The following is a 24,764-nucleotide window of genomic DNA, read 5'->3' as shown; positions in this document are numbered from 1 at the left end:
GGGTGGAGCGGGCTCAGACCTCCGTGCACACCACTTGAGGAGTACGCCCGCACATGGCACGTCTAGTCGGCGTGGATCTGCCCCGCGAGAAGCGGATGGAGATCGCGCTCACCTACATCTTCGGGATCGGCCGGACCCGTTCGATCGCCACGCTTGCCGCGACTGGCATCGACCCGAACAAGCGGGTCCGGGACCTCACCGACGAGGAGCTGGTCCAGCTCCGGGATCACATCGAGGCCAGCTTCAAGGTCGAGGGTGATCTGCGTCGGGAGGTTGCCGCAGACATCCGCCGCAAGGTGGAGATCGGCTGCTACGAGGGCATCCGGCACCGCCGCGGGTTGCCCGTGCATGGCCAGCGCACCCGGACCAACGCCCGGACCCGCAAGGGCCCGAAGCGGACCGTCGCCGGCAAGAAGAAGCCGGGCAAGAAGTAGTCCTGGCCGACGCCGGGCCCGCCCGGATACCTCGATCGTTCAATAGGAGCGCAGAAAACTCATGCCACCGAAGGCTCGCGCTGGAGCCGCTGTCAAGAAGGTCCGGCGCAAGGAACGCAAGAACGTCGCCCACGGGCAGGCGCACATCAAGAGCACCTTCAACAACACCATCGTCTCGATTACCGACCCGACCGGTGCGGTGATCTCCTGGGCCTCCGCCGGCCAGGTCGGTTTCAAGGGCTCCCGCAAGTCGACGCCGTTCGCCGCGCAGCTGGCCGCCGAGGCTGCCGCCCGGCGGGCGATGGAGCACGGCATGCGCAAGGTCGACGTCTTCGTCAAGGGCCCCGGCTCTGGCCGGGAGACCGCCATCCGTTCGTTGCAGGCCGTCGGCCTGGAGGTCGGGCAGATCTCCGATGTCACGCCGCAGCCGCACAACGGGTGCCGTCCGCCGAAGCGTCGCCGGGTCTGAGAGGTTAGGAAGAGATGGCTCGTTACACGGGTGCTGACTGCCGCCGTTGCCGGCGGGAGAAGATGAAGCTGTTCCTCAAGGGCAGCAAGTGCGATGGGCCGAAGTGCCCGTTCGAATCCCGGCCCTTCCCGCCCGGCCAGCACGGCCGTGGTCGGACCAAGGAGACCGAGTACCTCCTCCAGCTGCGGGAGAAGCAGAAGGCCCGCCGGGTGTACGGCGTGCTGGAGAAGCAGTTCCGCGGCTACTACGAGGAAGCAGTGGCCAAGCAGGCGAAGACCGGTGAGGTGCTGCTGCAGATCCTGGAGTCCCGGATTGACAACGTCGTGTACCGGGCTGGCTACGCCAAGTCCCGGGACATGGCGCGCCAGCTGGTCAAGCACGGGCACTTCATGGTCAACGGAAATAAGGTCGACATCCCCTCGTTCCGCGTCAAGGAGCACGACATCGTCGAGGTGCGGGCGAAGTCGAAGGAGCTCACCCCGTTCCTGGTCGCCCAGGGCGAGGCCGGTTCCAAGACCGTCCCGGCCTGGCTGGAGGCGATCCCCAGCCAGATGAAGATTCTCGTGCACTCCATGCCGGCGCGTCAGACAATCGACACGCAGGTTCAGGAGCAGCTGATCGTCGAGCTCTACTCGAAGTGAGCCACCCCCGTCGACGGGGGTCGCGGTCGACCGGCGTCACCGGCCCGGCCCCCGTCGACGGGCGCACGACCGACGGGCGTCATATAGCGGTCGCCCCGACCCAAGGAGAAGTACGTGCTCATCAGCCAGCGGCCGACTCTGTCCGAGGAGTCGATCAGCGACACGAGGTCCCTGTTCACCATCGAGCCGTTGGAGCCGGGTTTCGGCTACACGCTCGGCAATTCGCTGCGGCGTACCCTGCTCAGCTCCATTCCGGGCGCGGCGGTCACCAGCATCAAGATCGACGGCGTGCTGCACGAGTTCACCACGATCCCCGGCGTCAAGGAGGATGTGGTCGAGCTGGTCATGAACGTCAAGGAGCTGTGCGTCAGTTCCGAGCACGACGAGCCGGTCAGCATGTACCTGCGCAAGCAGGGCCCCGGTGACGTGACCGCCGGTGACATCCAGCCGCCGGCCGGGGTCTCGGTGCACAACCCGGACCTCAAGCTGGCCACTCTCAACGGCAAGGGCCGCCTCGACATGGAGCTCACCGTCGAGCGGGGCCGCGGGTACGTCACCGCCGCGCAGAACAAGCAGGCCGGTGCCGAGATCGGCCGGATCCCGGTCGACTCGATCTACTCGCCGGTGCTCAAGGTCACCTACCGGGTGGAGGCGACCCGGGTCGAGCAGCGGACCGACTTCGACCGGCTGATCATCGACGTCGAGACCAAGGCGTCGATCGGACCGCGTACCGCGCTGGCCTCGGCCGGCTCCACCCTGGTCGAGCTGTTCGGTCTGGCTCGCGAGCTGGACGAGACCGCTGAGGGCATCGACATCGGGCCGTCGCCGCAGGACGCCCAGCTGGCCGCTGACCTGGCGCTGCCGATCGAGGAGCTGGACCTGACCGTACGGTCGTACAACTGCCTCAAGCGCGAGGGCATCAACAGCGTCGGCGAGCTGATCGGGCGGACCGAGGCGGACCTCCTCGATATAAGGAATTTCGGTCAGAAGTCGATCGACGAGGTCAAGATGAAGCTCGCCGGGATGGGGCTGGGCCTGAAGGATTCGGCGCCCAACTTCGACCCGGCACACGTCGTGGACTCCTTCAGCGAAGCCGACTACGACACCGACGACTACCGCGAGACCGAGCAGCTGTAACGCCGGCTGCCGCCACCACTGAGGAGCACCAACCATGCCCACGCCCACCAAGGGCCCCCGCCTCGGCGGCAGCCCCGCGCACGAGCGGATGATGCTGGCCAACCTGGCCACCTCGCTGTTCCGGTACGGCAAGATCAAGACCACCGAGACCAAGGCGAAGCGGCTGCGTCCCCTCGCGGAGCAGCTGATCACCAAGGCCAAGCGGGGCGACCTGCACTCGCGCCGTCGGGTGCTGACCGTCGTGCGGGACAAGGACGTGGTCTTCGAGCTGTTCGACCAGATCGCGCCCCGGTTCGCCAACCGTCCGGGTGGCTACACCCGGATCGTGAAGACCGGACCGCGCAAGGGCGACAACGCCCCGATGGCGATCATCGAGCTGGTCGAGGAGCTGGTGGTGACCACCCCGGCGCCGGCCAAGGCCGACCGTCGGGCGGCCGCCCAGCAGGACAAGGTCGAGGCGCTCGCCGGTGCCGACGAGGCACCGGCCGCGCGTACCGACGCGGACACCGCGGCCGACCAGGACGCCGAGCCGCCGGTGTCGGCCTCCGGTGACACCGACACGGGCGCGACCCAGGCAGCCCCGGCCGGCGAAGGCGACAACAAGGCCTGAGCCGCCGCCGAAGGCGACGACACGGCCTGAGTCGGCACGAGCACAACCGGTGGGACCCGGCGCTGCGACAGCAGCGTCGGGTCCCACCGTCTTTCCGGCAACCATGCGACCTTTCCGGCAACCATGCGACACAGGAGGATCAGGTGCGGCAGGGGTACGTCCGGCTGCGGCTCGATGTCGCGTACGACGGCACCGACTTCTCCGGCTGGGCGGTGCAGCCGCAGCGGCGGACCGTCGCCGGGGTGCTGACCGAGGCACTCGACCGGGCGTTCGGGCCAGGCGTCGCACTCGGGCTGACCGTGGCCGGGCGTACCGACGCGGGGGTGCACGCCACCGGCCAGGTGTGCCACCTCGACGTGCCGGCCGAGGTGTGGAGCGAACGGTCCGGGGCGCTGCTGCGCCGGTTCGCCGGTACGCTGCCCCGCGACGTCCGGGTGCGGGCGGTCACCGAGGTGCCGGCCGACTTCGAGGCCCGGTTCGCCGCCACCTACCGGCGGTACGCGTACCGGGTCACCGACGCCCCGTACGGTGCTGAGCCGCTGCGCCGGCACGACACGCTTGCCTGGCCCCGTCCGCTCGACCTGGCCGCGCTGAACGCCGCCGCTGCCCTGCTGGTCGGCGAGCATGATTTCGCCGCGTACTGCCGGCGTAAGGAGCATGCCACCACGATCCGGCAGATCACCCGGCTGGACTGGCGCCGGGACGCGGACGGGACACTGGTCGGCACCGTACAGGCGGACGCGTTCTGCCAGGCGATGGTGCGCAGCCTGGTCGGGGCGATGCTGTTCGTCGGCGACGGCCGCCGGCCGGTCGACTGGCCGGGCAGCCTGCTGACCCGGCGGGAACGGTCCAGTGAGGTTACCGTCGCCCCGCCGCACGGGCTCACCCTGGTCGAGGTCGGCTACCCCACCGACCCGGCCGGGTACGCGGCCCGCGCCAGCGTTACCCGCCGGCTGCGGCTACCGGCGGCCGGCTGACGGCCGGTCACCGAGCCGCTGCCGCGCCGGCCTCCGCGTCGGCCTCGTCCGGTGCCGCGTCGCCGTCGGACCCGGCCGGGTCGTCCGCTGCCGCCGGCTGCACCGCCCGCTTTTCCAGTACGTTCGTCTGCAGGTGCAGTTGCAGCATGTCGAAGAGGATCTGCCGGGCGTACGGGTCGTCGGCGGGCACCGGTTCGCTGTCGGCGCGAGCGATCACGCAGTACATCAGGAAGTGGCCGAGCGAGTGCCAGCCGACCTGGGCGGAGGAGAGCGCGATCGCCTCGGTCCCCTCGTCGGCGATCATGCCCTGAAAGCGGCCCTTCTCCTCGTCGACCATCGGTTTGATCCGGGTGTGTGCCCATTCCGCGCCGGAGGCGTCGGCCAGGTTGAACACCCCGGTGGTGATCAGGTACTCGCCGGTCGGTGACCGTAGCGTGCCGCGGACCACCTGGTTGCAGCCGAGCTCGTCGAGCAGGGTGCCGATGTCGCCGGCGACCGCCGCCCGGCAGCGCTCCTCGATCTGGGTCTTCAGCAGCCGGTACGGTGGCTCGGCCGGGTCGATCACGATGTCACCGGTCGGGAAGACCTCCTCAACGGTGAGCGGCTGCGGGTCGGCCTGCCGGGAGCTGATGTCCCGGGGGACCACGGCCGGTGCCGCCGCCGGGGCACCCGCCGCCGCCCGTCCGTTGCGTTCGTCGACGACGATGAAGTACGAGCTAAGCCCGCAGACGCCGAGCATCAGCAGGACGGCGACGCCGCTGATCACGACCTGCCACAGCTTCGTCGACGACCACCCTGCCGTGGCCGGCCCGGTCGGTCGCCGGCCGCGAGGTTCAGTGGGACCGTCGGTCGGGTGGCGACGCGGTCGGGGGGTCCTGCCCGGCGGCGGGGCGGTACCCGGCCGCCCGCGGCCGGTCTGACGACGCGCCCTGGCGGTACGGGACGACAATCCGGGCGCAGCAGGTTCGCCGTCCGCCGGTCTCGGTACGGCCTGCGGCGGCAAAGTCTGCGGTGGGCGGAATGCCTGCGGCGCAGGGAAGCCACGCGGCGGTGGCACAACGTAGTGTGCCGGCCCGGCACCGCGCTGCGGCGGTGCGGCAGGCGGTGGCCGACGTGGCGGTCCAGGATGCGGCTGAGGCTGAGCGCGGGGATGCGGTCGGGGCGGCGGCTGGGGCCGGGGGCGCGGTGGCCTCGGCGGTTCACCGGCGGACCCCGGCGGCCGAACCGATTGATCGGGTCGAATCGGCCGGCGGTCCGCGCCGGATTCGTACCCGTACGTCATGTCGCACAGAGTAACGGATGGATTGGGGGGAGAGCTGCCGGTCAAGACTTGCATCAATTGAAGATCGGGCATAAGCCTATTTCGATCGTGATGACCGCCGTCGACGCCGTACCCAGGTTGGGCGACAATGCCCCGGTGACCGGCGACCACTACTTCAGCCCGCAACCCGGCACCGCGGACGTACGGTCGGAGATCGACTTCACGGTCGCCGGCCGCGACTACACCCTGGCCGCAGCCGCCGGGGTGTTCTCCGCCGGCCGGCTCGACCCGGGCACCGCCGTACTGTTGCGCAAGGCCGACCTGCCCGCGCCGACCGACCCCGGCCCCTTCCTCGACCTCGGCTGCGGGTACGGCCCGATCACCTGCGTGCTGGCCGACCAGGCACCGGCCGCCACGGTCCACGCGGTGGACGTCAACGCCCGCGCCCGCGAACTCACCCTGCTCAACGCCGACCGGCTCGGCGTCGCCGACCGGGTCCGAGTGGCCGATCCGGACACCGTGCCGCCGGAGCTCACCTTCACCCAGCTGTGGTCCAATCCGCCGATCCGGGTCGGCAAGGCGGAGCTGCACGCCCTGCTCGCCCGCTGGCTGCCCCGCCTCGCCCCGGGCGGCGTCGGCTGGCTGGTCATCGCCCGCTACCTGGGCGGCGACTCGGTGCAGCAGTGGCTGCGGGAGCAGGGCTGGCAGGTGGACCGGCACGCCAGCCAGAAGGGCTACCGGGTGCTGCGGGTCACCAACCGCGCCGACTGACCGCCACTTCGGTTCGCCAGTGCCAGTCGCTCACCCGGTGGTGCGAATCTCAGCTGCCGACGACAGGCCCGATCAGGCACCATGCCGGGGTGGGATACGTGGACGTGGCCGCGGTGGGGCACACCCTGCCGGACGGTCGGGAGCTTTTTGCCGACGTGTCGTTCCGGGTCGGTGAGGGTGCCAAGGTGGCGCTGGTCGGCCCGAACGGGGCCGGCAAGACGACGCTGCTGCGGATGGTCGCCGGTGACCTGCCGGTGGCCACCGGAGCAGTCGCCCGCTCCGGCGGGCTCGGCGTGATGCGGCAGTTCATCGGCATGATCGGCGACGACCGTACCCTCGCCGACCTGGCGTTGTCGCTCGCCCCGCCGCCGCTGCGGGCCGCAGGAGAACGGCTCGCCGCCGCCGAACGGGCCGTGCATGCTGCGGAGGCTGCGGGCGCGACCCCGGCCGCCGCCGAGAAAACCCAGATCGGGTACGCCAACGCCCTCGCCGCCTGGGGCGAAGCCGGCGGTTATGAGGCCGAGGTCGTCTTCGACACGGTGGCCACCGCCGTGCTCGACCTGCCGTGGGACCGGGTCCATAGCCGTCCCGTCCGGACACTCTCCGGTGGACAGCAAAAACGGTTCGCGTTGGAGTTGCTGCTGCGTGGCACCGACGAGGTGCTGCTGCTCGACGAGCCGGACAACTTCCTCGACGTACCCGGGAAGCGGTGGCTGGAGCAGCGGCTGCGCGAGTCGACCAAGTCGGTGCTCTACGTCTCGCACGATCGGGAGTTGCTGGCCCAGACCGCCGATCGGGTGGTCGCCGTCGAAGGCGGCTCCGCATGGACCCACCCCGGCGGCTTCGCAAGCTGGCACGACGCGCGGGTCGCCCGGCACGCCCGGCTGGAGGAGCAGCGTCGCCGCTGGGACGAGGAGCACGAGAAGCTGCGCGAGCTGATGCTGATGTACAAGCAGAAGGCGGCGTACAACGACGGGTTGGCCTCGCGGTACCAGGCCGCGCAGACCCGGCTGCGCAAGTTCGAGGAGGCCGGGCCGCCGCCGCTGCCGCCGAAGGACCAGTCGCTGCGGATGCGGCTGTCCGGCGGCCGCACCGGCAAACGGGCGGTGATCTGCGAGCAGCTGGAGCTGGACGGGCTGACCTACCCGTTCGACCTGGAGATTTGGTACGGCGACCGGGTCGCGGTGCTCGGCGCCAACGGCACCGGCAAGTCGCACTTCCTGCGGTTGCTGGCCAGGGGCGGCACCGACCCGGACCCGGCGGCTGGCCCGATCGCTGGCACGACGCTCGCCCCGGTGGCCCACGACGGCAAGGTCCGGCTCGGCGCCCGGGTGCGTCCCGGCCACTTCTCGCAGACCCACGACCGGCCGGAACTGCTCGACCAGGCCCTCGCCGACGTACTGTGGCGCGGCGACGACCACCGCGACGGGATGGACCGGCACGCGGCGATGGCCGTGCTGAGCCGCTACGACCTGGCCGGCCAGGGCGACCAGCGGTTCGGCACCCTCTCCGGCGGCCAGCAGGCCCGGTTCCTGGTGCTGCTGCTGGAGTTGTCCGGCGCCACCCTGCTGCTGCTCGACGAGCCGACCGACAACCTGGACCTGGCGTCGGCAGAGGCGCTGGAGGAAGGGCTGAAGGCCTTCGAGGGTACGGTGATCGCGGTCACTCACGACCGTTGGTTCAGCCGGTCCTTCGACCGGTTCGTGCTGTTCCAGGGCGACGGCGAGGTGGTCGAGGTCCCCGAGCCGGTCTGGGACGTACGCTGACCGTCGTAGGCTGGCCGGTGTGACGGAGATGATCTACCGCCGGTTGGGCGACTCGGGGCTGATGGTGTCGGCGGTCGGGCTCGGCTGCAACAACTTCGGCCGCAAGCTCGACGCCGCCGGTACCCGGGCGGTGGTCGACGCGGCGATCGACGCCGGGATCACCCTGTTCGACACCGCCGACATCTACGGCACCCCGCACGGCGGTTCCGAGGAGCAGCTCGGGGCGGCGCTGCGCGGCCGCCGCGACGACGTGGTGCTGGCCACCAAGTTCGGCATGGACATGTCCGGCCGCAACGGCGTCGACCACGGGGTACGCGGCTCGCGGCGGTACATCATGCGGGCCGTCGAGGCGTCGCTGCGTCGACTCGGCACCGACCACATCGACCTGTACCAGTTCCATGCGCCGGACCCGGTCACCCCGGTCGAGGAAACCCTGCGGGCCCTGGACGACCTGGTCCGTGCCGGCAAGGTCCGCTATGTGGGTTGCTCGAACTTCGCTGGCTGGCAGATCGCCGAGGCGGCGTGGGTCGCGCGTACCGCCGGGTTGTCACCGTTCATCAGTGCGCAGAACGAGTACAACCTGCTGGACCGGCGGGTGGAGCGGGAGGTGGTGCCGGCCTGCCGGCGCTTCGGCCTGGGGCTGCTGCCGTACTTCCCGCTCGCCGACGGGCTGCTGACCGGCAAGTACCGCCGGAGCGAGGCGCCGCCGCCGGGCAGCCGGCTGGCCGGCGAGAGCAGCCGGTACGCCGCCCGGCTCGGTGGAGCGCCGTGGGACGTCATCGAGGCCCTCGACGGGTACGCCGCGAAGCGGGATGTGCCGCTGCTCGCGGTCGCGATCGGCGGCCTGGCCGCGCAGCCGGCCGTGGCGTCGGTGATCGCCGGGGCGACCAACCCCGAGCAGGTACGGGCGAACGCCGTCGCCGGGTCGTGGCAGCCGGACGCCGCCGACCTCGCCGAACTGCGGTCGATCCTGCCGGAGCCCGCCGGCCCCGGCGGCTCGCTGAGCTGACCGGCGCTGGACCGGATCGCGCCACGGCGCCGAGGGAACCCACATTGTTGTCTCGGGGCCGTTTTGACGACAATGACGGTTCCCTCGAGCTGATTCGCGTCACCGGCCGCGCCGGGGGAGTGCCGGCACGGCTGAGCCTCCCATGATCCTGACTCCTCGGCTGGACTTCCGCCGATGATCGGGTACCTGCATTGCGTGGAGTGGAGGCCGGCTGCGGATCGCGGTGCTTCGTGCCGATTTTTAGGACAGCCGTCAGTCAATGATCAATTAGCGGTTCGGCAACGGTGTCGTGGCGTTGTGGTAGAGATATGTCCACTCGATAGTGACTGTCGTCTGTCGATCATTCAGCCGTCGGTGAGTGGCGTATCAGGAGGTGGCAACGTGCCCGCAGCATTGTTGAACTCGTCGGTGCCCCGCCGGCAGCTCGGTCGGGAGCTGCGTCGGCTGCGTGAGCGGTTGGCCGGGGTGCCGCAGACCACGGCGGCCCGGGAGCTGGACTGGTCGGCGACCAAGCTGCTGCGGATGGAGCGCGGCGAGGTGCCGATCCGCGCCGAGGACGTGGTGCTGCTCTGTGAGCTGTACGGCGCGGACCTGAAGACCGTCGAGGCGCTGGCCGCGCTGGCCCCGAAGACCAAGGAGAAGGGCTGGTGGCACGACTACGCCAGCATCCCGTCCTGGTTCGAGCTGTTCATCGGTCTGGAGGAGGCTGCCGCCCACCTCCGCGAATTCCATACGGAGCTCGTCTCCGGCGTGCTGCAGACCCGCGAGTACGCAACTGCCGTGTTCAGCGTGAACCAGTACGAAGTGCCGGCGGAGGAGATCGAGCGCAGGGTCGAGATGCGGATGCGTCGCGCGCGGTTGCTGACCCGGATGGAGCCCTACCTGCCCAGGTTCGACATCGTGCTCGACGAAGCGATCCTGCGTCGACCGATTGGCAGCGGGCAGATCATGGCCGGGCAGCTGCGTCGGCTGGCTCAGGCCGGGGAGCAGCCGAACATTTCGATCCGGGTGCTGCCGTTCAGCGCCGGGCTGCACGCCGGCCTGATGGCGCACGGTTCGTTCACTCTTCTTGATTTTCCAGAAGGGAACGAGCCGACGACTGTCTACGTGGAGGAGCTGACAGGAGCTCTGTTCCTCGATCGGCCGGATGAGGCTGAGCGGTACGCTTGGACCTTCACCGACATCGCTGGCCGGGCGCTGAGCGAGCAGGCCAGTCGTGACCTCTTCTGGCGGACCGCGAAGGAGTACGAGTCATGATCGATCTTTCCGGAGCTAGCTGGCGCAAGAGCAGCCGATCAAACAACCAGGGTCAGTGCGTCGAGGTGGCGGACGGACTGGGTGGGGTCGTCGGGGTGCGGGACTCGAAGGATCCGGCTGGTCCGGCGCTGGTGATCGCCCCGGCGAGCTGGTCGAGTTTCGTCGCCGCCGCGAGAGCTGGCACCTTCACCAGCTGACTTACTCGAGAGGAGGCTGAGGATGGCCACGTCACTGCTGACCCCGGTCACCACCGCCACCTCGGAGCTGGTCGCGTTGATCAACGGCGACCGGTTGCCCGGCCAGCCGGCCTGCACGCCGGCCATGCTGCAAGCCGCGATTGACGGAACCTCACCGGTGGACTCGGCGTGGTGGGCAGAGCTGTCCGACCTGCGTACCGAGGCGCTGGTTGACGGCACAGGCAAGCCGGTCGGCGTCATCGCCTTCGCCCGCCGTCCACGTGACCGTGCCGGGATGATCCTGTGGCTGCACGCCCGCGAGGTCCCCGCCGTCGTGCGACTGCTGCTCGATCACGCCCTGACCGAGTTGGCCGATTGCCCGACCGTGGAGGCGTTCGCCTTCGCCACCGCGCTGGGCCTCGGCCTGGAGGCGCTGCCGGTGCGGCACCGCCCGGCCACCCACACCGTCCTGACCGAATGCGGTTTCGTCGGCAGTGATCTTTGGCGGTACATGTGCCGCGACCTGCCCGCCACCGGCCTGCCGAGCTGCTCTTGCCGAGTCCGCCGGGAGGAGGACCGTCGTGTCCTGGAGGTCGAACGTGGCGGCCAGGTGGTCGCCGAGGCCACGATCGGTGACCCGGTCGACGGGGTCGGGGTGCTGTGGTGGATCGGTGTGGAACCGGCCGCCCGGGGCGAAGGGCTGGGGCCCCGCCTTCTCGGGTCCGCCCTGGACCTGCTGGCGGGACTCGGCGGACGGCAGGTGATTCTCTACGTCGACGACGATGCCCCCTCCGACGACCCGGAACGCTCGCGGGCCGCCGCCAACACGATGTATGAGCGGGCCGGCTTCACCGAGGTTGACCGGCTCTGGTCGTACCGGCTCACCCACTGAACGCGAACCCGCGCGTTGCCGCCCCGGCCAGCCACGACTCCACCGCCGTCACCATCATCCTGGTTGCCGGGTCTGTGTATGACGTGACTGCGGCGGCATCCAGCAGCCCGGCCCCGACGCACACCGGCGCGGCCAGCGGACCCATGACCGACCGGGTCAACGCAGTAGCGTAGTACCGCTTCCGGGTCGGCAGCCCAGCCCGCATGTTGTCCGGAAACAGCCCGGTCACCAAAGGCTTGATTCGATGGTAGGCGTGCCTGGGGCGCGGGTCGTAGCGTGATGCGATCGGTGCCGCCAAGCCGGCGGTGACCAGATCCGGATGCAGGAACGGCGAACCCTCCGGTACGGCGCCCGCCGCCGGTAGGAACCCGCGTGGCCAGAACGTGTCGACTCGGTCGGTTTCCGCCCACGACCGCCCCGCCTGCCTATGGCCAGCGACATGGTCGCGTACCCAACCCGCCGCCCACCTCAGTGCGTCCTGCCGGTGATGGGTCGCCAGTAACGGCGACACCGTCGGGCGACACAACCCGGGCCAGTTCGCCGCCCAGTACGCCTCGCGCCGACCAGTTGGCCGGCAGGACTCGGGCTACGACCGCCACCGCCTCCCCGAGCCGCCCGGCTGCAGTGCCGGCCATGTCCGCCAGATACCGGCGGACACCCCGCAGACCCCACCGGCCAGCGACCTGCGCTGTCGCGAACGACCCTGCCGCCAGCAACTCGTCCGCGCCGTTGCCGGAAAGTAGCACCCCACAACCGGCCGTTGCGGCGGCGGCGTTCACCCGGGCGTTGACGCGCGGCAACGCGTCGAACCTCGGCCCAAGCGGCGACCATGGAGGCACCGGTCCGGCCCCATCCGGCTCGACAACGACCAGGTCTGCCGGCAGTCCGAGATCGGCTACCAGATCCGCCGCCGCCACGGCGGTGCTGGCATCGTCGTCGTCGACCAGATCGACGGTGAACGCCACCACCCGTCGCACCTGGGCCAGTTGGCACACCGCCACCAGCACCGCCAAAGAGTCCAGCCCGCCGGAAAAGTTCACCCCGACAGCCTCAGTATCCCCGCACATCTCGGCGACGACTCGGTCAAATACCTCACCCAGGCAGTGGCCGGTAGCACGGGGCACCGGGGCAGGTCACACCAGGTCCACGCCCTTCCACCAGCCACCCGGCGGGAACTCACCCGCCAGCCCAACCCCGGTGAACAGCCGGGCCAGCTGCCCTAACTCCACGGAAGCACCAGGGCCCGGCACAGCCAATGGATCAGCTTCCACGCGACCGGACGGGCCCCGGTACTCGGGCCGGAGCTGCCTCACCCGCGCAGCAGGTCCCGTAGACCTCGGGCCAAGTCCACCATGAACCCCAGCGGACCACGAGAGCCCTCGCCAGCAGGAGCCTTGCTGCCCTTCGTGCCCTTACCGTGTGTGCCGTCACCCGGTTGCTCTTCGCCGACATTACTACCTTCCCCATCGAAGTCGATAAGTAAACAGAACGTAACTCCGCGACTGCAAGAGGTGGAAGGTCATATCCAGTACCAGCGAAAAATGTCAGGCCGAAACGGCACGCCGAAAGATCAGCCGCGTTGCTGGCGCCCAGCTGGCGGTGAGCCTGGTCACGGCGGACAGCGGCGGGGTGGGCAGCGACCGAAGGTTGCCTCGGATTGACCCTTGGCGGATCGACGAGACCGTCGTACGGTAACAGGCAAGTAACCCACGGGAGCCCGGTGCACCGGGCTGAGAGGGAGGCTGACGCGGCCTCCGACCGTAGAACCTGATCCGGGTAATGCCGGCGCAGGGAGGAGCGTTGCCGTGCCGTCCCTTGGGCGACTGCATCTGATCACCGACACCCGACCCGGGCGCGACCCGCTCGGCGTACTGCGGGTGGCGCTCGCCGCCGCCCGCGCCGCCGACGCCACCGCCGACCTGGTCGTGCAGGTCCGCGTCGAGGACGACATGTCCGACCGGGAGGCGTACGAGCTGACCGTCCGCGCGGTCGCCGAATGCGCCGCGTACCAGGTGACCTGCCTGGTCAACGACCGGCTGCACGTCGCGCTCGCCACCGGCGCGGCCGGTGCGCACGTCGGTGCGGCGGACCTGCCGGTCGACGCCGCCCGCCGGGTGCTCGGGCCGGCCGCGATCCTCGGCGCCACAGCTCGCGACCCGGCCACCGGGCGGGCGGCGGTCGCCGCCGGGGCGACGTACCTGGGGGTCGGGCCGTGCTACGCCACCGGCACCAAGTCCGGGCTGCCGGACCCGATCGGGCCGGCCGGGCTGGCCGCCGTCGCCGCTGCGGTCGACGTGCCGGTGGTGGCGATCGCCGGGATCACTGTGGACCGGGTGCCGGACCTGCTGGCCGCCGGGGCGCATGGAGTCGCGGTGGTCGGCGCGATCGCGGGTGCCGTCGACCCGGGGCAGGCCACCGCTGACCTGCTGACTGCGGTACGGCAGCGGCCGGCCGCCCAGACGGGCGCGACACGATGACCGGGTCGGCCGAGGGCGCGGACGTGGCGGTGGTCGGCGGCGGGCCGATCGGGATGAGCATCGCCTGGCGGTGCGCCCAGCGTCGGCTGCGTACCGTGCTCTACGACCCGGCACCCGGATCCGGGGCGTCCTCGGTGGCAGCCGGGATGCTCGCCCCGGTCGCCGAGTCGCACTTCGGCGAGGCTGAGCTGACCCGGCTGCTGGTCGAATCGGCGGCCCGCTGGCCGGCGTTCGCCGCCGAGCTGACCGCCGTCACCGGCCAGGATATCGGTTACCGCACCGCCGGCACACTGGTCGTCACGCTGACCGGCGACGACCGACGCGAGGCGGATCGCCTCTGGGCGTACCAGCAGAGTCTGGACCTGCCGATCACGCTGCTGCGCGCCACGGCGCTGCGCGAGCGCGAACCGGCGTTGGCGCCGAGGGTGCGCGGCGGCGCGCTGATGCCCGACGACCACCAGGTCGACCCGCGTCGGCTGGTCGCGGCGTTGGACACCGCGTTGGACCGGGCCGGGGTGACCGTCGTCCCGCAGCCGGTCACCGATCTTTCCGCACTGGACGCGCGGGTCGTCGTTGTCGCGGCCGGCTGTGGATCGGCGGCGCTGACCGGGCTGCCGGTCCGCCCGGTGAAAGGCCAGATTCTGCGGCTGCGGGCACCCGCCGGCGCCGTCGGGTTCCGGCATGTGATCCGGGGGTACGCCGACGGTCGGCACGTCTACCTGGTGCCCCGTGCCGACGGTGAGGTGGTCGTCGGCGCCACCGTCGAGGAGCGCGGCGACACCACCGTCACCGCCGGAGCGGTGCTGGAGTTGCTGCGCGCCGCCGCCGATCTGCTGCCGGAGATCGCCGAGTACGAGCTGCTCGAGGCGCAGGCGGCGGCCCGGCCCGGCACCCCGGACAACGCGCCGCTGCTCGGCTGGCACCAGCAGCCCGACGTCAACTCGGCCGGCGGCACCGCAGGCCGGGAAGCGCTGGTGGCGACCGGGCACCACCGGCACGGCATCGTGCTGACCCCGGTGACCGCCGACCTGATCGCCGATTTGGCGGCCGGGGGCGACCCGGATCCGGCGCTGGCGCCGTTCCAGCCGGCCCGGTTCACCGCCGCGACCAGCGAGATCGCGAGGGAGGAGCAGCCGTGGAGTTGATCGTCAACGGGGCACCGATGACCGCGCCGACCGGGACCGTGCTGGCCGACGTCGTCCGGGCGGTCACCGACCGGGCACGCGGCGTCGCCGTCGCCGTCAACGGTGAGGTGGTGCCGCGCAGCGGCTGGTCGGCCGAGCAGCTGTGCGACGGCGACCGGGTCGAGGTGCTGATCGCGGCGCAGGGCGGGTGAGCCGGATGCCGTTCAGCGTCGCCGGGCACAGTTTCGACTCCCGGCTGATCCTCGGCACCGGCGGTGCCGCCAACCTGCACATCCTCGAGCAGGCGATCGCGGCCAGCGGCACCGGCCTGGTCACGGTCGCGCTGCGCCGGGTGGACAGCGCCGCCACCATGCACGGCGGGCTGCTCGATCTGCTGGATCGCTGCGGCGTACGGCTGCTGCCGAACACCGCCGGCTGCTACACGGCCACCGAGGCGGTCAAGGTCGCCCACCTGGCCCGCGAGGCGTTCGACACCGACTGGGTGAAGCTGGAGGTCATCGGCGACGAACGGACCCTGCTGCCGGACGGCGCCGAGCTGCTGCGCGCCGCCGAGCAGCTGGTCGACGACGGGTTCACCGTGCTGCCGTACACCACCGACGATCCGGTGCTGGCCCGCCGGCTGGCCGACGCCGGCTGCGCGGCGGTGATGCCGGCCGGTGCGCCGATCGGCTCCGGGCTGGGCATCCTCAACCCGCACCACATTCGACTGATCCGTCAGTCAGTGGACATCCCGGTGGTGCTGGACGCGGGGGTCGGCACTGCCTCCGACGCCGCGCTCGCGATGGAACTCGGCTGCGACGCGGTGCTGCTGGCCAGCGCGGTCACCCGGGCCGCCGACCCGGTCGCGATGGCCACCGCCATGCGGTACGCCATCGACGCAGGCCGGCTGGCGGCGCGCGCCGGGCGGATCCCGAAGCGTTTCCACGCCCTGGCATCCACTTCGGACGAGGGGCGACCCGAACTGTGAACGGGATATTGTTGCTCACCGATCGCCGGCAGACTGCCCGGCCGCTGTCGGAGGTGGTCGCGGCGGCGGTTGCCGGCGGGCTCCGACAGGTGGTGCTGCGGGAACGCGACCTGCCCCGGGCCGAACGCGCCGCGTTGGCCGACCGGCTGCGCGGCATCCTCGCCCCGGTCGGCGGGACGTTGATCGTCGCCGGCCCCGACCCGTTGGATGGTGACGCGGTGCATCTGAGCGCCGCCGGACCGTACCCGCCACCGGCGTTCGGGCTGGTCGGCCGATCCTGCCACGACGAGGCTGAGCTCAGCCGACTGACCACGGAGGACTACCTGACGGTGTCGCCGGTCTTCGTGACCGCGTCCAAGCCCGGGTACGGACCGCCGCTGGGCCCGGCCGGGCTGGCCCGCCTGGTCCGAGTGGCCGCCGGCCGGCCGGTGATCGCCCTCGCCGGGGTGACTACGGCGGAGCAGGTTGCCACCTGTCGAGCGGCCGGAGCCGCCGGGGTGGCGGTGATGGGCGCGGTGATGCGCGCCGCCGACCCGGCGGCCGTCGTGGCGGAGTTGGTCGCGGCGGCCGCACCGGCCGAGGTGAGCAGCTGATGCCCGGCGGCCGAGGTGAGCAGCTGATGCCCGGCGGCCGAGGTGAGCAGCTGAGGCCCGTCGACCGGATCACCCCGGTGGTGGCGATGACGATCGCCGGCTCCGATTCCGGCGGCGGCGCCGGCATCCAGGCGGACCTGAAGGTCTTCGCCGCGCTCGGCGTCTACGGCACCAGCGCGATCACTGCGGTAACCGCGCAGAACACCACCGGCGTCACCAGCGTCCATCAATTGCCGGCAGCGCAGGTGCTCGCCCAGATCGAGGCGGTCCGCGCCGACCTGCCGGTGCGCGCGGTGAAGACCGGCATGCTCGGTACGGCCCGGATCGCCGGGGCGGTCGCCGCGCTGGCCCGAGCCGGGGAGCTGCCGAACCTGGTGGTCGATCCGGTGCTGGTCTCAACCAGCGGGCACCGGCTCGGTGTGGTCGGCGCGGTCGAGCGGCTGCTGCCGTACGCCCTGGTCGCGACACCGAACCGGGCGGAGGCCTCGGCGTTGGTCGGCTGGCCGGTGCGGACCGTCGACGAGATGGCCCGGGCGGCTGCGGAGCTGGCCGCCGGCGGACCGAGGTTCGTGGTGGTGACCGGTGGCGACCCGGACAGTACGTCGACCGCCCCGGCCTCGGCCGACGCGCTCGCGGCGGCGGACCCGGCGGTCGACGTCGTCGGCACCGCCGTCGACGGCTGGCGGCTGGCCGGCGAGCGGTACGAAACCGGCAACACGCACGGCACCGGGTGCAGTTTCGCGGCGGCGGTGGCTGCCCGGCTGGCGCTCGGCGACGACGTACCAGCTGCGTTGGTTTTCGCCAAGGAGTATGTCGCGCGGGCGCTCGACGGCGCCCGGCACTGGCGGTTGGGCTCCGGTCACGGACCGATAGACCATTTCGGCAACTACCTGAAGGAGGCCCGCTGATGCAGGCTCGGCGCAAGGTGTACGTGCAAGGAACGCGACCGGACATCCAGGTGCCGTTCGCGGAGGTGACCCTTACCGGCGACAACCCGCCGGTCCGGCTCTACGACACGTCGGGTCCGGGGTCGGACCCGCAGGTCGGGCTGGCCGCGCTGCGCGGGCGGTGGATCGCCGAGCGCGGCGACGTCGCCCCGGTACGCGGTGCCGGCACCCCGGTGGCCGGGGCCCACGGGCGTCGGCCCACCCAGTTGGCGTACGCCCGGGCCGGGACCGTCACCCCGGAGATGGAGTTCGTCGCGCTGCGGGAGAACCTTCCGGCCGAGGTGGTACGGGAGGAAATCGCCGCCGGACGCGCGGTGCTGCCGGCCAACGTCAACCACCCGGAGTCCGAGCCAATGATCATCGGTGGTCGGTTTCTGGTGAAGGTGAACGCCAACATCGGCACCTCGGCGGTCTCGTCGTCGGTGGCCGAGGAGGTGGAGAAGCTGACCTGGGCCACCCGGTGGGGCGCGGACACGGTGATGGACCTGTCCACCGGCAAGGGGATCCACGAGACCCGCGAGGCGATCGTGCGCAACTCGGCGGTGCCGATCGGCACGGTGCCGATCTACCAGGCGTTGGAGAAGGTCGGTGGGGATCCGGTCAAGCTGAGCTGGGACGTGTTCCAGGAAACCGTGATCGAGCAGGCTGAGCAGGGCGTCGACTACATGACGGTGCATGCCGGGGTGCTGCTGCCGTACGTGCCGTTGGCGGTCGACCGAGTCACCGGGATCGTCTCCCGGGGCGGGTCGATCATGGCCGCCTGGTGCCTGGCGCACCACGAGGAGAACTTCCTCTACACCAACTTCGCCGAACTGTGCGAGATCCTGGCCCGCTACGACGTGACCTTCTCGCTGGGTGACGGGCTGCGGCCGGGGTCGATCGCCGACGCCAACGACGCCGCCCAGTTCGCCGAGCTGCGGACGTTGGGCGAGCTGACCTCCGTGGCGTGGGAGCACGACGTGCAGGTGATGATCGAAGGCCCCGGCCACGTGCCGATGCACAAGATCAAGGAGAACGTGGACCTGCAGCAGGAACTGTGCCACCAGGCGCCGTTCTACACGCTCGGCCCGCTGACCACCGACATCGCCCCAGCGTACGACCACATCACGTCGGCGATCGGGGCGGCGATGATCGGCATGTTCGGTACCGCGATGCTTTGCTACGTTACGCCGAAGGAGCACCTGGGGCTGCCGGATCGCGACGATGTCAAGGCCGGAGTGATCGCGTACAAGATCGCGGCGCACGCGGCCGACCTGGCCAAGGGACACCCGGGAGCGCAGGCCTGGGACGACGCGTTGTCCAAGGCGCGGTTCGAGTTCCGCTGGGAGGACCAGTTCAACCTGTCGCTGGACCCGGAGACCGCCCGGTCCTACCACGACGCGACGCTGCCGGCCGAGCCGGCGAAGTCGGCCCACTTCTGCTCGATGTGCGGCCCGAAGTTCTGCTCGATGAAAATTACGCAGGATCTGAAGGAGTACGCCCAGCAGGGCATGAAGGACAAGTCGGATGAATTCGTCGCATCCGGTGGCCGGGTCTACCTGCCGTTGGCCTGATCGTCGGCGCCGCTACGGCTCCGGCCGTCCGCGCCGGCGGGGCTGCCGGCCCAACTCGCTGACCCAGTCCACGTGTTCGGCGTCCTCGTCGGTCAACGTCGGTGGAGGCGCCGGCCGCCGCTGGCGCATGAACCGTGGCTGGGGAATCCGACCGGCCGCAGGTGCGGTGGGCGGTGCGGCGACCGGTTCCGGTGCGACCGGTGGTGGTGCGACCGGTGGTGGTGCGACCGGCTTTGGCGTCGGGCGGTCGGCGCCATCGGTCACCGGAGTCGGAGTCGGTGTCGGCGGCCCGCCCGGCGCGATCGGGGTCGGGTCGACACGGGGGGTGACCGCCGCAGGTACCGGCGGCGGACGGTCGCCCGGATGCGACTGCGCGGCGACCGGCACCGGTGACGCTGCGGTCGGGCCCGATCGGACCGAGCCTGATCGGACCGGTTCTGGTGAGGTCAGGCTCGGTGTGGGTGGGTCCGCTGCGGGCGGGTGTGACGCCCGCCCGACGGATGCCGAAGCGACGGGGATCTCTTCACATAGGGCAATTTCCACTACCGATTCTCGGCTCTCGGACGAGCTATCGGCGGGTCCGACGGTCACTCCGACGGCGGGCGCGGGCGTCCCACTCGCGGGCGCGGGCGTTCCGGTTGCGGGCGCGGGCGTTCCGGTTGCGGTGCTGACCCGTCGGCCGGGCCGCCGCACGGCAGCCACGGTGATCGAACCGACGACCCCGGCGGCCACCGCCAGCAGCGCCGCCCAGTAGGGGGCGTCCTGGTATGGCCCGGCGCGGCCGGCTCCGGCGGCCAGGTACGCGGCGTCGAGGACCGCCGGTCCGGCCATCCCGGACACCGCCGTGGCCACCGTCGGCGCCGCCCGCCACCGGGCCAGCCCGCTCACCGCCGCACCGAGCACCAGCGCCAGCGCCGGCAGCAGCACGAACACCTGCCAACCGGAGTCACCCACGTCGAGCACGACCGGTTCGAGCACCCCGGGTCGGATCTCGGCGACGGGGTCACCCGCCCACAGATCCGGGGCAACTGACCCGACCGCCAGCAGCCAGAGCGCGCCGCTGAACACCAGCACGTTCCAGCGCATCGCCGGATGGGTCAACGCGGCCAGCGCCGCCGGCAGACCCACCACCGCCCCGATCCCGCCGATCAGGGCGGTAACCGTCACCGGATCGTCGACCCCGGTCGACGCCTGCGCCGGCAGCACCGACAACCCGACCACGGCGAGCGCCGCACCGATTGCGGCGACCAGCGCCAAGACGACCCGGCGGACCGCTGTCCGGACCGCCGACACCCGCCGGGGCCGGGCCGGACGCTGTTCGGCGACCCGTTGCGCCACGCCCGCGCCGACGACGGCAGCGACGATCGCGAACCAGGCGAGCCAGGACAGCTGGGTCGGCCAGAAGTCTGCGGTCGGCCCGACGAAGTCGCGACGCAGGCGTACCAGTTGGAAACCGTAAGCGGCACCGAGCTGGATGGCACCGGCGAACGCCGCCACACCAAACGCTGTGGTGATCGCTCTGAGCCAGGTCCGCAAGGCCATGCCGGGAGGTTACGGGCGGCTGCGCGCACTGTCGACCTGGACCGAGGCGACGGCCGCCGGCCCGGTGGGTCAGCCCAGCTGGGGCAGCACCTCGGCGGCGACCAGCTCCAGGTGGTCCAGGTCGGCGAGGTCGAGGAACCGCAGGTGCACCCGGCTGGTACCGATCGCCGCAAACTCCCCGATCCGGTCCACCAGCTGGGCCGGCGAGCCGATCACCGGGTCCTCCGGCGGCAGGGCGCTCTTCTCGTGCAGCGGCGCCGCACGGCGCTGCGCCTCGGCGTCGGTCCGCCCGATCGCGATGACGATGCCGGCCGACATGGTCAGTGGCGGTCGGTCCTGCTCGGTGCGCCCGGTCCGGAGGCAGGCCTCGGTCACTCGCTCGTAGGCCGCCGCAGTCTCGGCGACCGACTTGAACGGCATGTTGAACTCGTCGGCGAACTGGGCGGCCAGCTCGGGGGTCCGCTTCGGCCCCCGTCCGCCGATGATGATCGGCGGGCCGGCCGGCTGCGCCGGCTTCGGCAGCGCCGGAGCGTCGACCAGCTGGTAGTGGTTGCCGTGGAAGCTGAACCGGTCACCGACCGGGGTACGCCACAGCCCGGTGATCACCTCGAGCTGCTCGGCCAACCGGTCGAAGCGTTCCCCGACGGACGGGAACGGCAGACCGTAGGCGGTGTGCTCCCGGGCGTACCAACCGGCCCCGATGCCGAGGTCGACCCGGCCGCCGCTCATCTGGTCGACCTGGGCGACCATCACAGCGAGCGGCCCGGGCAGCCGGAAGGTCGCCGAGGTGACCAGTGTGCCGAGCCGGATCCGGGTGGTCTCGCGGGCCAGCGCGGCCAGGGTCAGCCAGGCGTCGGTCGGCCCCGGCAGCGCCAGCTCCTCGCCCATCGACTGGTAGTGGTCGGCCCGCAGATAGCCCTCGAACCCGGACTCCTCGGCGAGCCGGGCCAGCCGGAGCTGGTCGTCGTAGCTGGCGCCGCGGTGCGGCTCGGTGAACACGCTGACCCGCATGGTCAGTACCCTCCGATCCCGGCCGTGGCCGGTGCGTCGCGTTCCATCAGCACCTCGTGCAGCTCGGCACTGCACCGGGCCACGTCCTCGCTGTGCGCGTTGCGCCCCAGGCTGCGGGGACGCGGGATGTCGATCGGCACGATCTTGCGGATCCGCCCTGGTCGAGGGCTCAGCACCACCACCCGGTCGGCGAGCAGGACGGCTTCGTCGATCGAGTGGGTGACGAAGACGATGGTCGCCGCGCGTTCCATGTGGATCCGTTGCAGCTCGACGGAGAGCTCCTCACGGGTCAGCGCGTCCAGCGCCGAGAACGGCTCGTCCATCAGCAGCACCTGTGGTTCGGCGAGCAACGAGCGGCACAGCGACACCCGCTGCTGCATGCCGCCGGACAGCTCGTGCGGCAGCCGCTTGTCGAAACCGGCCAGCCCGACCATCTCCAGCAGTTGCAGGGCTTTCGCCCGGTACTGTCTGCGACGCAGCCCGAAGATCTCCGCCGGCAACAGGACATTGTCCAGCACAGATCGCCAGGGCAGCAGGGCCGGACGTTGGAAGAGCATCGCGATGTCCCGGCGTGGCTTGACCACTTGCTCGCCACCGACGGTGATCGCGCCGGCCGTCGTCGGGAGTAGCCCGGCGATCAGTCTGAGCAAGGTGGACTTGCCGCAACCGGATCGACCGACGACGGCGACGAACTCACCGGCGGTCACCGAGAGGTCGATGCCGCGCAGTGCTTCCACTGTGCCGGAGCGACCGGCGAACGTCCGCCCGACTCCGCTGAGCTGGATCATGGGGCCGGCAGCTCCCTCGTCCCGAGTCGATCAACAAGCGGGGACAGAGTATCCGGATCGTGCCGGCCACGCACGACCCGCGCGGTAAACACTTTTGATTGCGATCCAGGGTTTGCGATGCCCGGCTGTCGCATTAGTCAGGTTTCCCTCGTACTCTGTTGCCCGCGAAGTTTCCCAACGCGACCGCGGCACCGGTCCGGCCCCCACCGGCCGGCCGCCGCGCCGGACCAACTACCCCCTCCGGTCGCCTCGACGACCTGCGGGTTCGTCGAGGGGCCGTCGGGTTGGAAAGGACACACGTTCATGACAAGGCTCACCCGTACGATCGCCGCCACGGCCCTCGCGGTGGCGCTTGCGGTCACTGCCGGCTGCAGCGCGGACGACGGTGACGAGGCGAATGCCGGTGGCACCGAGGAATTGAAGAAAGTGACTTACCTCACTTCCTTCGGTAACTTTGGTCGGGACTCCTACGCCTGGGTCGCCAAGGACAAGGGCTTCTTCGAGGAGGCCGGCTTCGACGTCGAGGTCAAGGCGGGCGCCGGCACCGGCGACAACATCAAGACCGTCGTCGCTGGACAGGCCCACTTCACGCCGATTGACATGACCGGCGGACTGCTGCAGTACGGCAACGGCGAGGCGAAGGACTTCGTCGTGGTAGCCGGCATCCAGCAGCGCACCATGGCCGCGATCATCGCGCTGGACGGCAGCGGCATCACCACCCCCAAGGACCTCGAGGGCAAGACGCTCGCCGACGCCCCCGGCTCGGTGGTGCGCAACCTGTTCCCGACGTACGCCTCGCTGGCCGGCATCGACGAGACCAAGGTCGAGTGGGTCAACGGTGCCCCGCAGACCCTGATGGGCACCCTGGCCTCCGGGTCGGTGGACGGCATCGGCCAGTTCGTGGTCGGCAAGCCCACTGTGGAGACCGTCGCGCAGGGCAAGACCGCCGTGGTGCTGCCGTACAGCGACATCATGACCGACCTGTACGGCAACGTGCTGATCACCTCGACGGCGATCGCCGAGGAGGACCCGGAGATGGTGAAGCGCTTCAGCGCGGCACTGCTCAAGGGCCTGGAGTACAGCATCACCAACCCGGAGGAGGCCGGCGAGATCATGGCCAAGAACGTGGAGGAGGCCAACCCGGCTGCGGCCGCCGCCGAACTGGAGCTGATGGCCGCCTTCGTGAAGTCGACCAGCTCCGGTGTTCCGGTCGGTGCGCTGGACAGCCAGCGGATCGCCCGCAGCATCGCGATCCTGCAGGGCGCCGGGGCAATTCCGCCGGGCCTGGAGCCGGAGCAGGTCGTCAACTTTGACCTGGCCCCGAACGCCGAATCCTGACCGACCCGGGTGCGGGGGGTGGGCCACCGGATGGTGATCCACCCGCCCGCACCGGCGGTTCGGCGAACCTGAGGAGTGTCGATGACCGTTCTCAAACCGGCGCAGGCGCCACCGGTACGCGCCGCGACCACCGCTCCGGTCCGCCGCCCCGTCAGCGGCCGGGTCGCCGCCGTTGGACTACCGCTGCTCGGCGTGGCGGTGACGGTGACCGTGTGGTGGCTCGTGACCAGCGTGTTCGACCTGGTGCACGCGGTGGTGCTGCCACCCCCGCAGGACGTGTACGCGGCGTTCTCCCTGCGGGTACCGCGACTGCTGGAACACACCCTGGCGACCACCACCTCGACCGTCGCCGGGTTCGCGATCTCCACCGTGGTCGGGGTGCTGATCGGACTGGCGCTGGCCGGATCACAGGTGGCCGAGCGGATGTTCTCCCCGCTGCTGGTGGCGCTCAACGCCGTACCGAAGATCGTGCTCGCCCCGCTGCTCGTGGTCACTCTCGGCTGGGGCCAGCAGTCGATCCTCACCATGGTCTTCCTGCTCTGCTTCTTCCCGATCGTGCTCTCCACTGTGACCGGTCTGACCTCTACCCCTGCCGATCTGGCCGAGCTGGCCCGGTCGCTGGACGCGTCCCGCTGGCAGACCTTTCGCAAGATCCGGTTTCCGGCGGCGTTGCCACAGATCTTCGTCGGCCTGAAGGTCGCGATGCCGTTGGCGGCGATCGGTGCCGTGATCGGCGAGTTCCAGGCCGGTGAGGAAGGCCTGGGCTACATGACCCTGCAGTTCAGCGGGATGGGCGAGAACTCCGCCGCCTGGGCGGCGATCGTGTTGATCGGGTTGATGAGTATTCTGCTCTACTTCGCGCTCGTCGGCTTCGAACGGCTGCTGCTGCCGTGGGTGCGGGAGACGACGTCCGCCCGCTGACGTCTGTCACTATGCCGCGCCCGCGCCGGACGTCGTGCGCCCGCCAGGAATCCTGGCGGGCGCACGACGTCCGGGCCGTATC

Annotated in this window: 27 protein-coding genes and 1 riboswitch; of the genes, 21 read left to right on the top strand and 6 right to left on the bottom strand. The window is 70.9% G+C overall.

Annotated elements, in window-relative coordinates; all coding sequences use genetic code 11:
* The first annotated feature begins 53 nt into the window (after positions 1–53).
* The 6 genes from rpsM (at position 54) to truA (ending at position 4,268) form a co-directional block, all read left to right on the top strand.
* Positions 54–434 carry a 30S ribosomal protein S13 gene (gene rpsM / locus ACFHWU_RS04245; RefSeq protein WP_123606127.1) on the top strand — a complete coding sequence of 127 codons (381 nt, stop codon included), beginning with the start codon at positions 54–56 and terminating at the stop codon, positions 432–434.
* 61 nt (positions 435–495) lie between these two features.
* Positions 496–903: a 30S ribosomal protein S11 gene (rpsK, locus tag ACFHWU_RS04240; protein WP_007073011.1), complete on the top strand. Its 408-nt coding sequence runs from the start codon at positions 496–498 to the stop codon at positions 901–903.
* A 14-nt stretch (positions 904–917) separates the two neighbouring features.
* The gene (rpsD, locus tag ACFHWU_RS04235) at positions 918–1,544 is read left to right on the top strand and encodes a 30S ribosomal protein S4 (protein WP_416567410.1); all 627 of its coding nucleotides are present in this window, start codon (positions 918–920) and stop codon (positions 1,542–1,544) included.
* Between the two features lie 114 nt (positions 1,545–1,658).
* On the top strand, positions 1,659–2,681 hold the full coding sequence (locus tag ACFHWU_RS04230) for a DNA-directed RNA polymerase subunit alpha (RefSeq protein WP_278173705.1): 1,023 nt from the start codon (positions 1,659–1,661) through the stop codon (positions 2,679–2,681).
* Positions 2,682–2,715: 34 nt separating this feature from the next.
* A complete protein-coding gene (rplQ, locus tag ACFHWU_RS04225) occupies positions 2,716–3,291 on the top strand; it encodes a 50S ribosomal protein L17 (protein ID WP_416589852.1) in 576 nt (191 codons plus the stop codon).
* Between the two features lie 143 nt (positions 3,292–3,434).
* Positions 3,435–4,268: a tRNA pseudouridine(38-40) synthase TruA gene (gene truA, locus ACFHWU_RS04220; protein WP_416551288.1), complete on the top strand. Its 834-nt coding sequence runs from the start codon at positions 3,435–3,437 to the stop codon at positions 4,266–4,268.
* 7 nt (positions 4,269–4,275) lie between these two features.
* Here truA and ACFHWU_RS04215 read toward each other — a convergent pair whose 3' ends face one another.
* Positions 4,276–5,034, bottom strand: a complete 759-nt coding sequence (locus ACFHWU_RS04215; protein WP_416589851.1) for a hypothetical protein — start codon at positions 5,032–5,034, stop codon at positions 4,276–4,278.
* Between the two features lie 651 nt (positions 5,035–5,685).
* Here ACFHWU_RS04215 and ACFHWU_RS04210 point away from each other — a divergent pair.
* From ACFHWU_RS04210 to ACFHWU_RS04185, 6 genes are all read left to right on the top strand, one after another.
* Complete coding sequence (locus ACFHWU_RS04210; protein ID WP_416551408.1) at positions 5,686–6,300, top strand: class I SAM-dependent methyltransferase; 615 nt, start codon at positions 5,686–5,688, stop codon at positions 6,298–6,300.
* An 89-nt stretch (positions 6,301–6,389) separates the two neighbouring features.
* Positions 6,390–8,066 carry an ABC-F family ATP-binding cassette domain-containing protein gene (locus ACFHWU_RS04205; RefSeq protein WP_416551290.1) on the top strand — a complete coding sequence of 559 codons (1,677 nt, stop codon included), beginning with the start codon at positions 6,390–6,392 and terminating at the stop codon, positions 8,064–8,066.
* Between the two features lie 28 nt (positions 8,067–8,094).
* Entirely contained in the window at positions 8,095–9,075 is a 981-nt protein-coding gene (locus tag ACFHWU_RS04200; protein WP_416589937.1) for an aldo/keto reductase, read from the top strand.
* 381 nt (positions 9,076–9,456) lie between these two features.
* On the top strand, positions 9,457–10,332 hold the full coding sequence (locus ACFHWU_RS04195) for a helix-turn-helix domain-containing protein (protein WP_416589850.1): 876 nt from the start codon (positions 9,457–9,459) through the stop codon (positions 10,330–10,332).
* Complete coding sequence (locus ACFHWU_RS04190) at positions 10,329–10,529, top strand: DUF397 domain-containing protein (RefSeq protein ID WP_416551292.1); 201 nt, start codon at positions 10,329–10,331, stop codon at positions 10,527–10,529. The genes ACFHWU_RS04195 and ACFHWU_RS04190 overlap by 4 nt, the downstream gene beginning before the upstream one ends.
* Before the next feature lie 22 nt (positions 10,530–10,551).
* Positions 10,552–11,400, top strand: coding sequence for a GNAT family N-acetyltransferase (locus tag ACFHWU_RS04185; RefSeq protein ID WP_416551293.1), 849 nt, complete (start codon positions 10,552–10,554; stop codon positions 11,398–11,400).
* Here ACFHWU_RS04185 and ACFHWU_RS04180 read toward each other — a convergent pair.
* Positions 11,390–11,629, bottom strand: coding sequence for a hypothetical protein (locus tag ACFHWU_RS04180; protein WP_416551294.1), 240 nt, complete (start codon positions 11,627–11,629; stop codon positions 11,390–11,392). The genes ACFHWU_RS04185 and ACFHWU_RS04180 overlap by 11 nt on opposite strands.
* 196 nt (positions 11,630–11,825) lie before the next feature.
* Positions 11,826–12,524 (bottom strand): asparagine synthase-related protein, encoded by a 699-nt coding sequence (locus tag ACFHWU_RS04175; protein WP_416589849.1) that lies wholly within the window; start codon positions 12,522–12,524, stop codon positions 11,826–11,828.
* A gap of 575 nt (positions 12,525–13,099) precedes the next feature.
* Positions 13,100–13,211: riboswitch (TPP riboswitch) on the top strand.
* Here ACFHWU_RS04175 and ACFHWU_RS04170 point away from each other — a divergent pair.
* The 7 genes from ACFHWU_RS04170 (at position 13,206) to thiC (ending at position 19,082) form a co-directional block, all read left to right on the top strand.
* Entirely contained in the window at positions 13,206–13,877 is a 672-nt protein-coding gene (locus ACFHWU_RS04170) for a thiamine phosphate synthase (RefSeq protein WP_416551296.1), read from the top strand. It overlaps the preceding riboswitch by 6 nt.
* Positions 13,874–15,022 (top strand): glycine oxidase ThiO, encoded by a 1,149-nt coding sequence (gene thiO, locus ACFHWU_RS04165; RefSeq protein WP_416589848.1) that lies wholly within the window; start codon positions 13,874–13,876, stop codon positions 15,020–15,022. The genes ACFHWU_RS04170 and thiO overlap by 4 nt, the downstream gene beginning before the upstream one ends.
* Positions 15,013–15,213, top strand: a complete 201-nt coding sequence (gene thiS / locus ACFHWU_RS04160; protein WP_416551298.1) for a sulfur carrier protein ThiS — start codon at positions 15,013–15,015, stop codon at positions 15,211–15,213. The genes thiO and thiS overlap by 10 nt, the downstream gene beginning before the upstream one ends.
* Before the next feature lie 5 nt (positions 15,214–15,218).
* Entirely contained in the window at positions 15,219–15,989 is a 771-nt protein-coding gene (locus tag ACFHWU_RS04155) for a thiazole synthase (RefSeq protein WP_416551299.1), read from the top strand.
* Positions 15,986–16,582 carry a thiamine phosphate synthase gene (locus tag ACFHWU_RS04150; protein ID WP_416551300.1) on the top strand — a complete coding sequence of 199 codons (597 nt, stop codon included), beginning with the start codon at positions 15,986–15,988 and terminating at the stop codon, positions 16,580–16,582. The genes ACFHWU_RS04155 and ACFHWU_RS04150 overlap by 4 nt, the downstream gene beginning before the upstream one ends.
* A 68-nt stretch (positions 16,583–16,650) precedes the next feature.
* Positions 16,651–17,490, top strand: a complete 840-nt coding sequence (gene thiD, locus ACFHWU_RS04145) for a bifunctional hydroxymethylpyrimidine kinase/phosphomethylpyrimidine kinase (RefSeq protein ID WP_416589936.1) — start codon at positions 16,651–16,653, stop codon at positions 17,488–17,490.
* On the top strand, positions 17,490–19,082 hold the full coding sequence (gene thiC, locus ACFHWU_RS04140; RefSeq protein ID WP_416589847.1) for a phosphomethylpyrimidine synthase ThiC: 1,593 nt from the start codon (positions 17,490–17,492) through the stop codon (positions 19,080–19,082). Before thiD ends, thiC begins: the two co-directional genes overlap by 1 nt.
* 12 nt (positions 19,083–19,094) lie before the next feature.
* Here thiC and ACFHWU_RS04135 read toward each other — a convergent pair whose 3' ends face one another.
* The 3 genes from ACFHWU_RS04135 to ACFHWU_RS04125 form a co-directional block, all read right to left on the bottom strand.
* On the bottom strand, positions 19,095–20,624 hold the full coding sequence (locus ACFHWU_RS04135) for a hypothetical protein (protein ID WP_416589846.1): 1,530 nt from the start codon (positions 20,622–20,624) through the stop codon (positions 19,095–19,097).
* A gap of 69 nt (positions 20,625–20,693) precedes the next feature.
* Complete coding sequence (locus ACFHWU_RS04130; RefSeq protein ID WP_416589845.1) at positions 20,694–21,635, bottom strand: LLM class F420-dependent oxidoreductase; 942 nt, start codon at positions 21,633–21,635, stop codon at positions 20,694–20,696.
* Between the two features lie 2 nt (positions 21,636–21,637).
* Positions 21,638–22,423, bottom strand: coding sequence for an ABC transporter ATP-binding protein (locus tag ACFHWU_RS04125; RefSeq protein ID WP_416551304.1), 786 nt, complete (start codon positions 22,421–22,423; stop codon positions 21,638–21,640).
* A 303-nt stretch (positions 22,424–22,726) separates the two neighbouring features.
* Here ACFHWU_RS04125 and ACFHWU_RS04120 point away from each other — a divergent pair, with 303 nt between their 5' ends.
* Positions 22,727–23,761, top strand: coding sequence for an ABC transporter substrate-binding protein (locus ACFHWU_RS04120; protein ID WP_416589844.1), 1,035 nt, complete (start codon positions 22,727–22,729; stop codon positions 23,759–23,761).
* Positions 23,762–23,842: 81 nt separating this feature from the next.
* Positions 23,843–24,682, top strand: a complete 840-nt coding sequence (locus ACFHWU_RS04115; protein WP_416589843.1) for an ABC transporter permease — start codon at positions 23,843–23,845, stop codon at positions 24,680–24,682.
* Positions 24,683–24,764 lie beyond the last annotated feature (82 nt).

This window comes from Micromonospora sp. LOL_015 (assembly GCF_048060275.1).
Classification (GTDB): Bacteria; Actinomycetota; Actinomycetes; order Mycobacteriales; family Micromonosporaceae; genus Micromonospora_E.
Note: the sequence above shows the minus strand (reverse complement) of the source record. Positions and strands in the feature narration are given on the sequence as shown.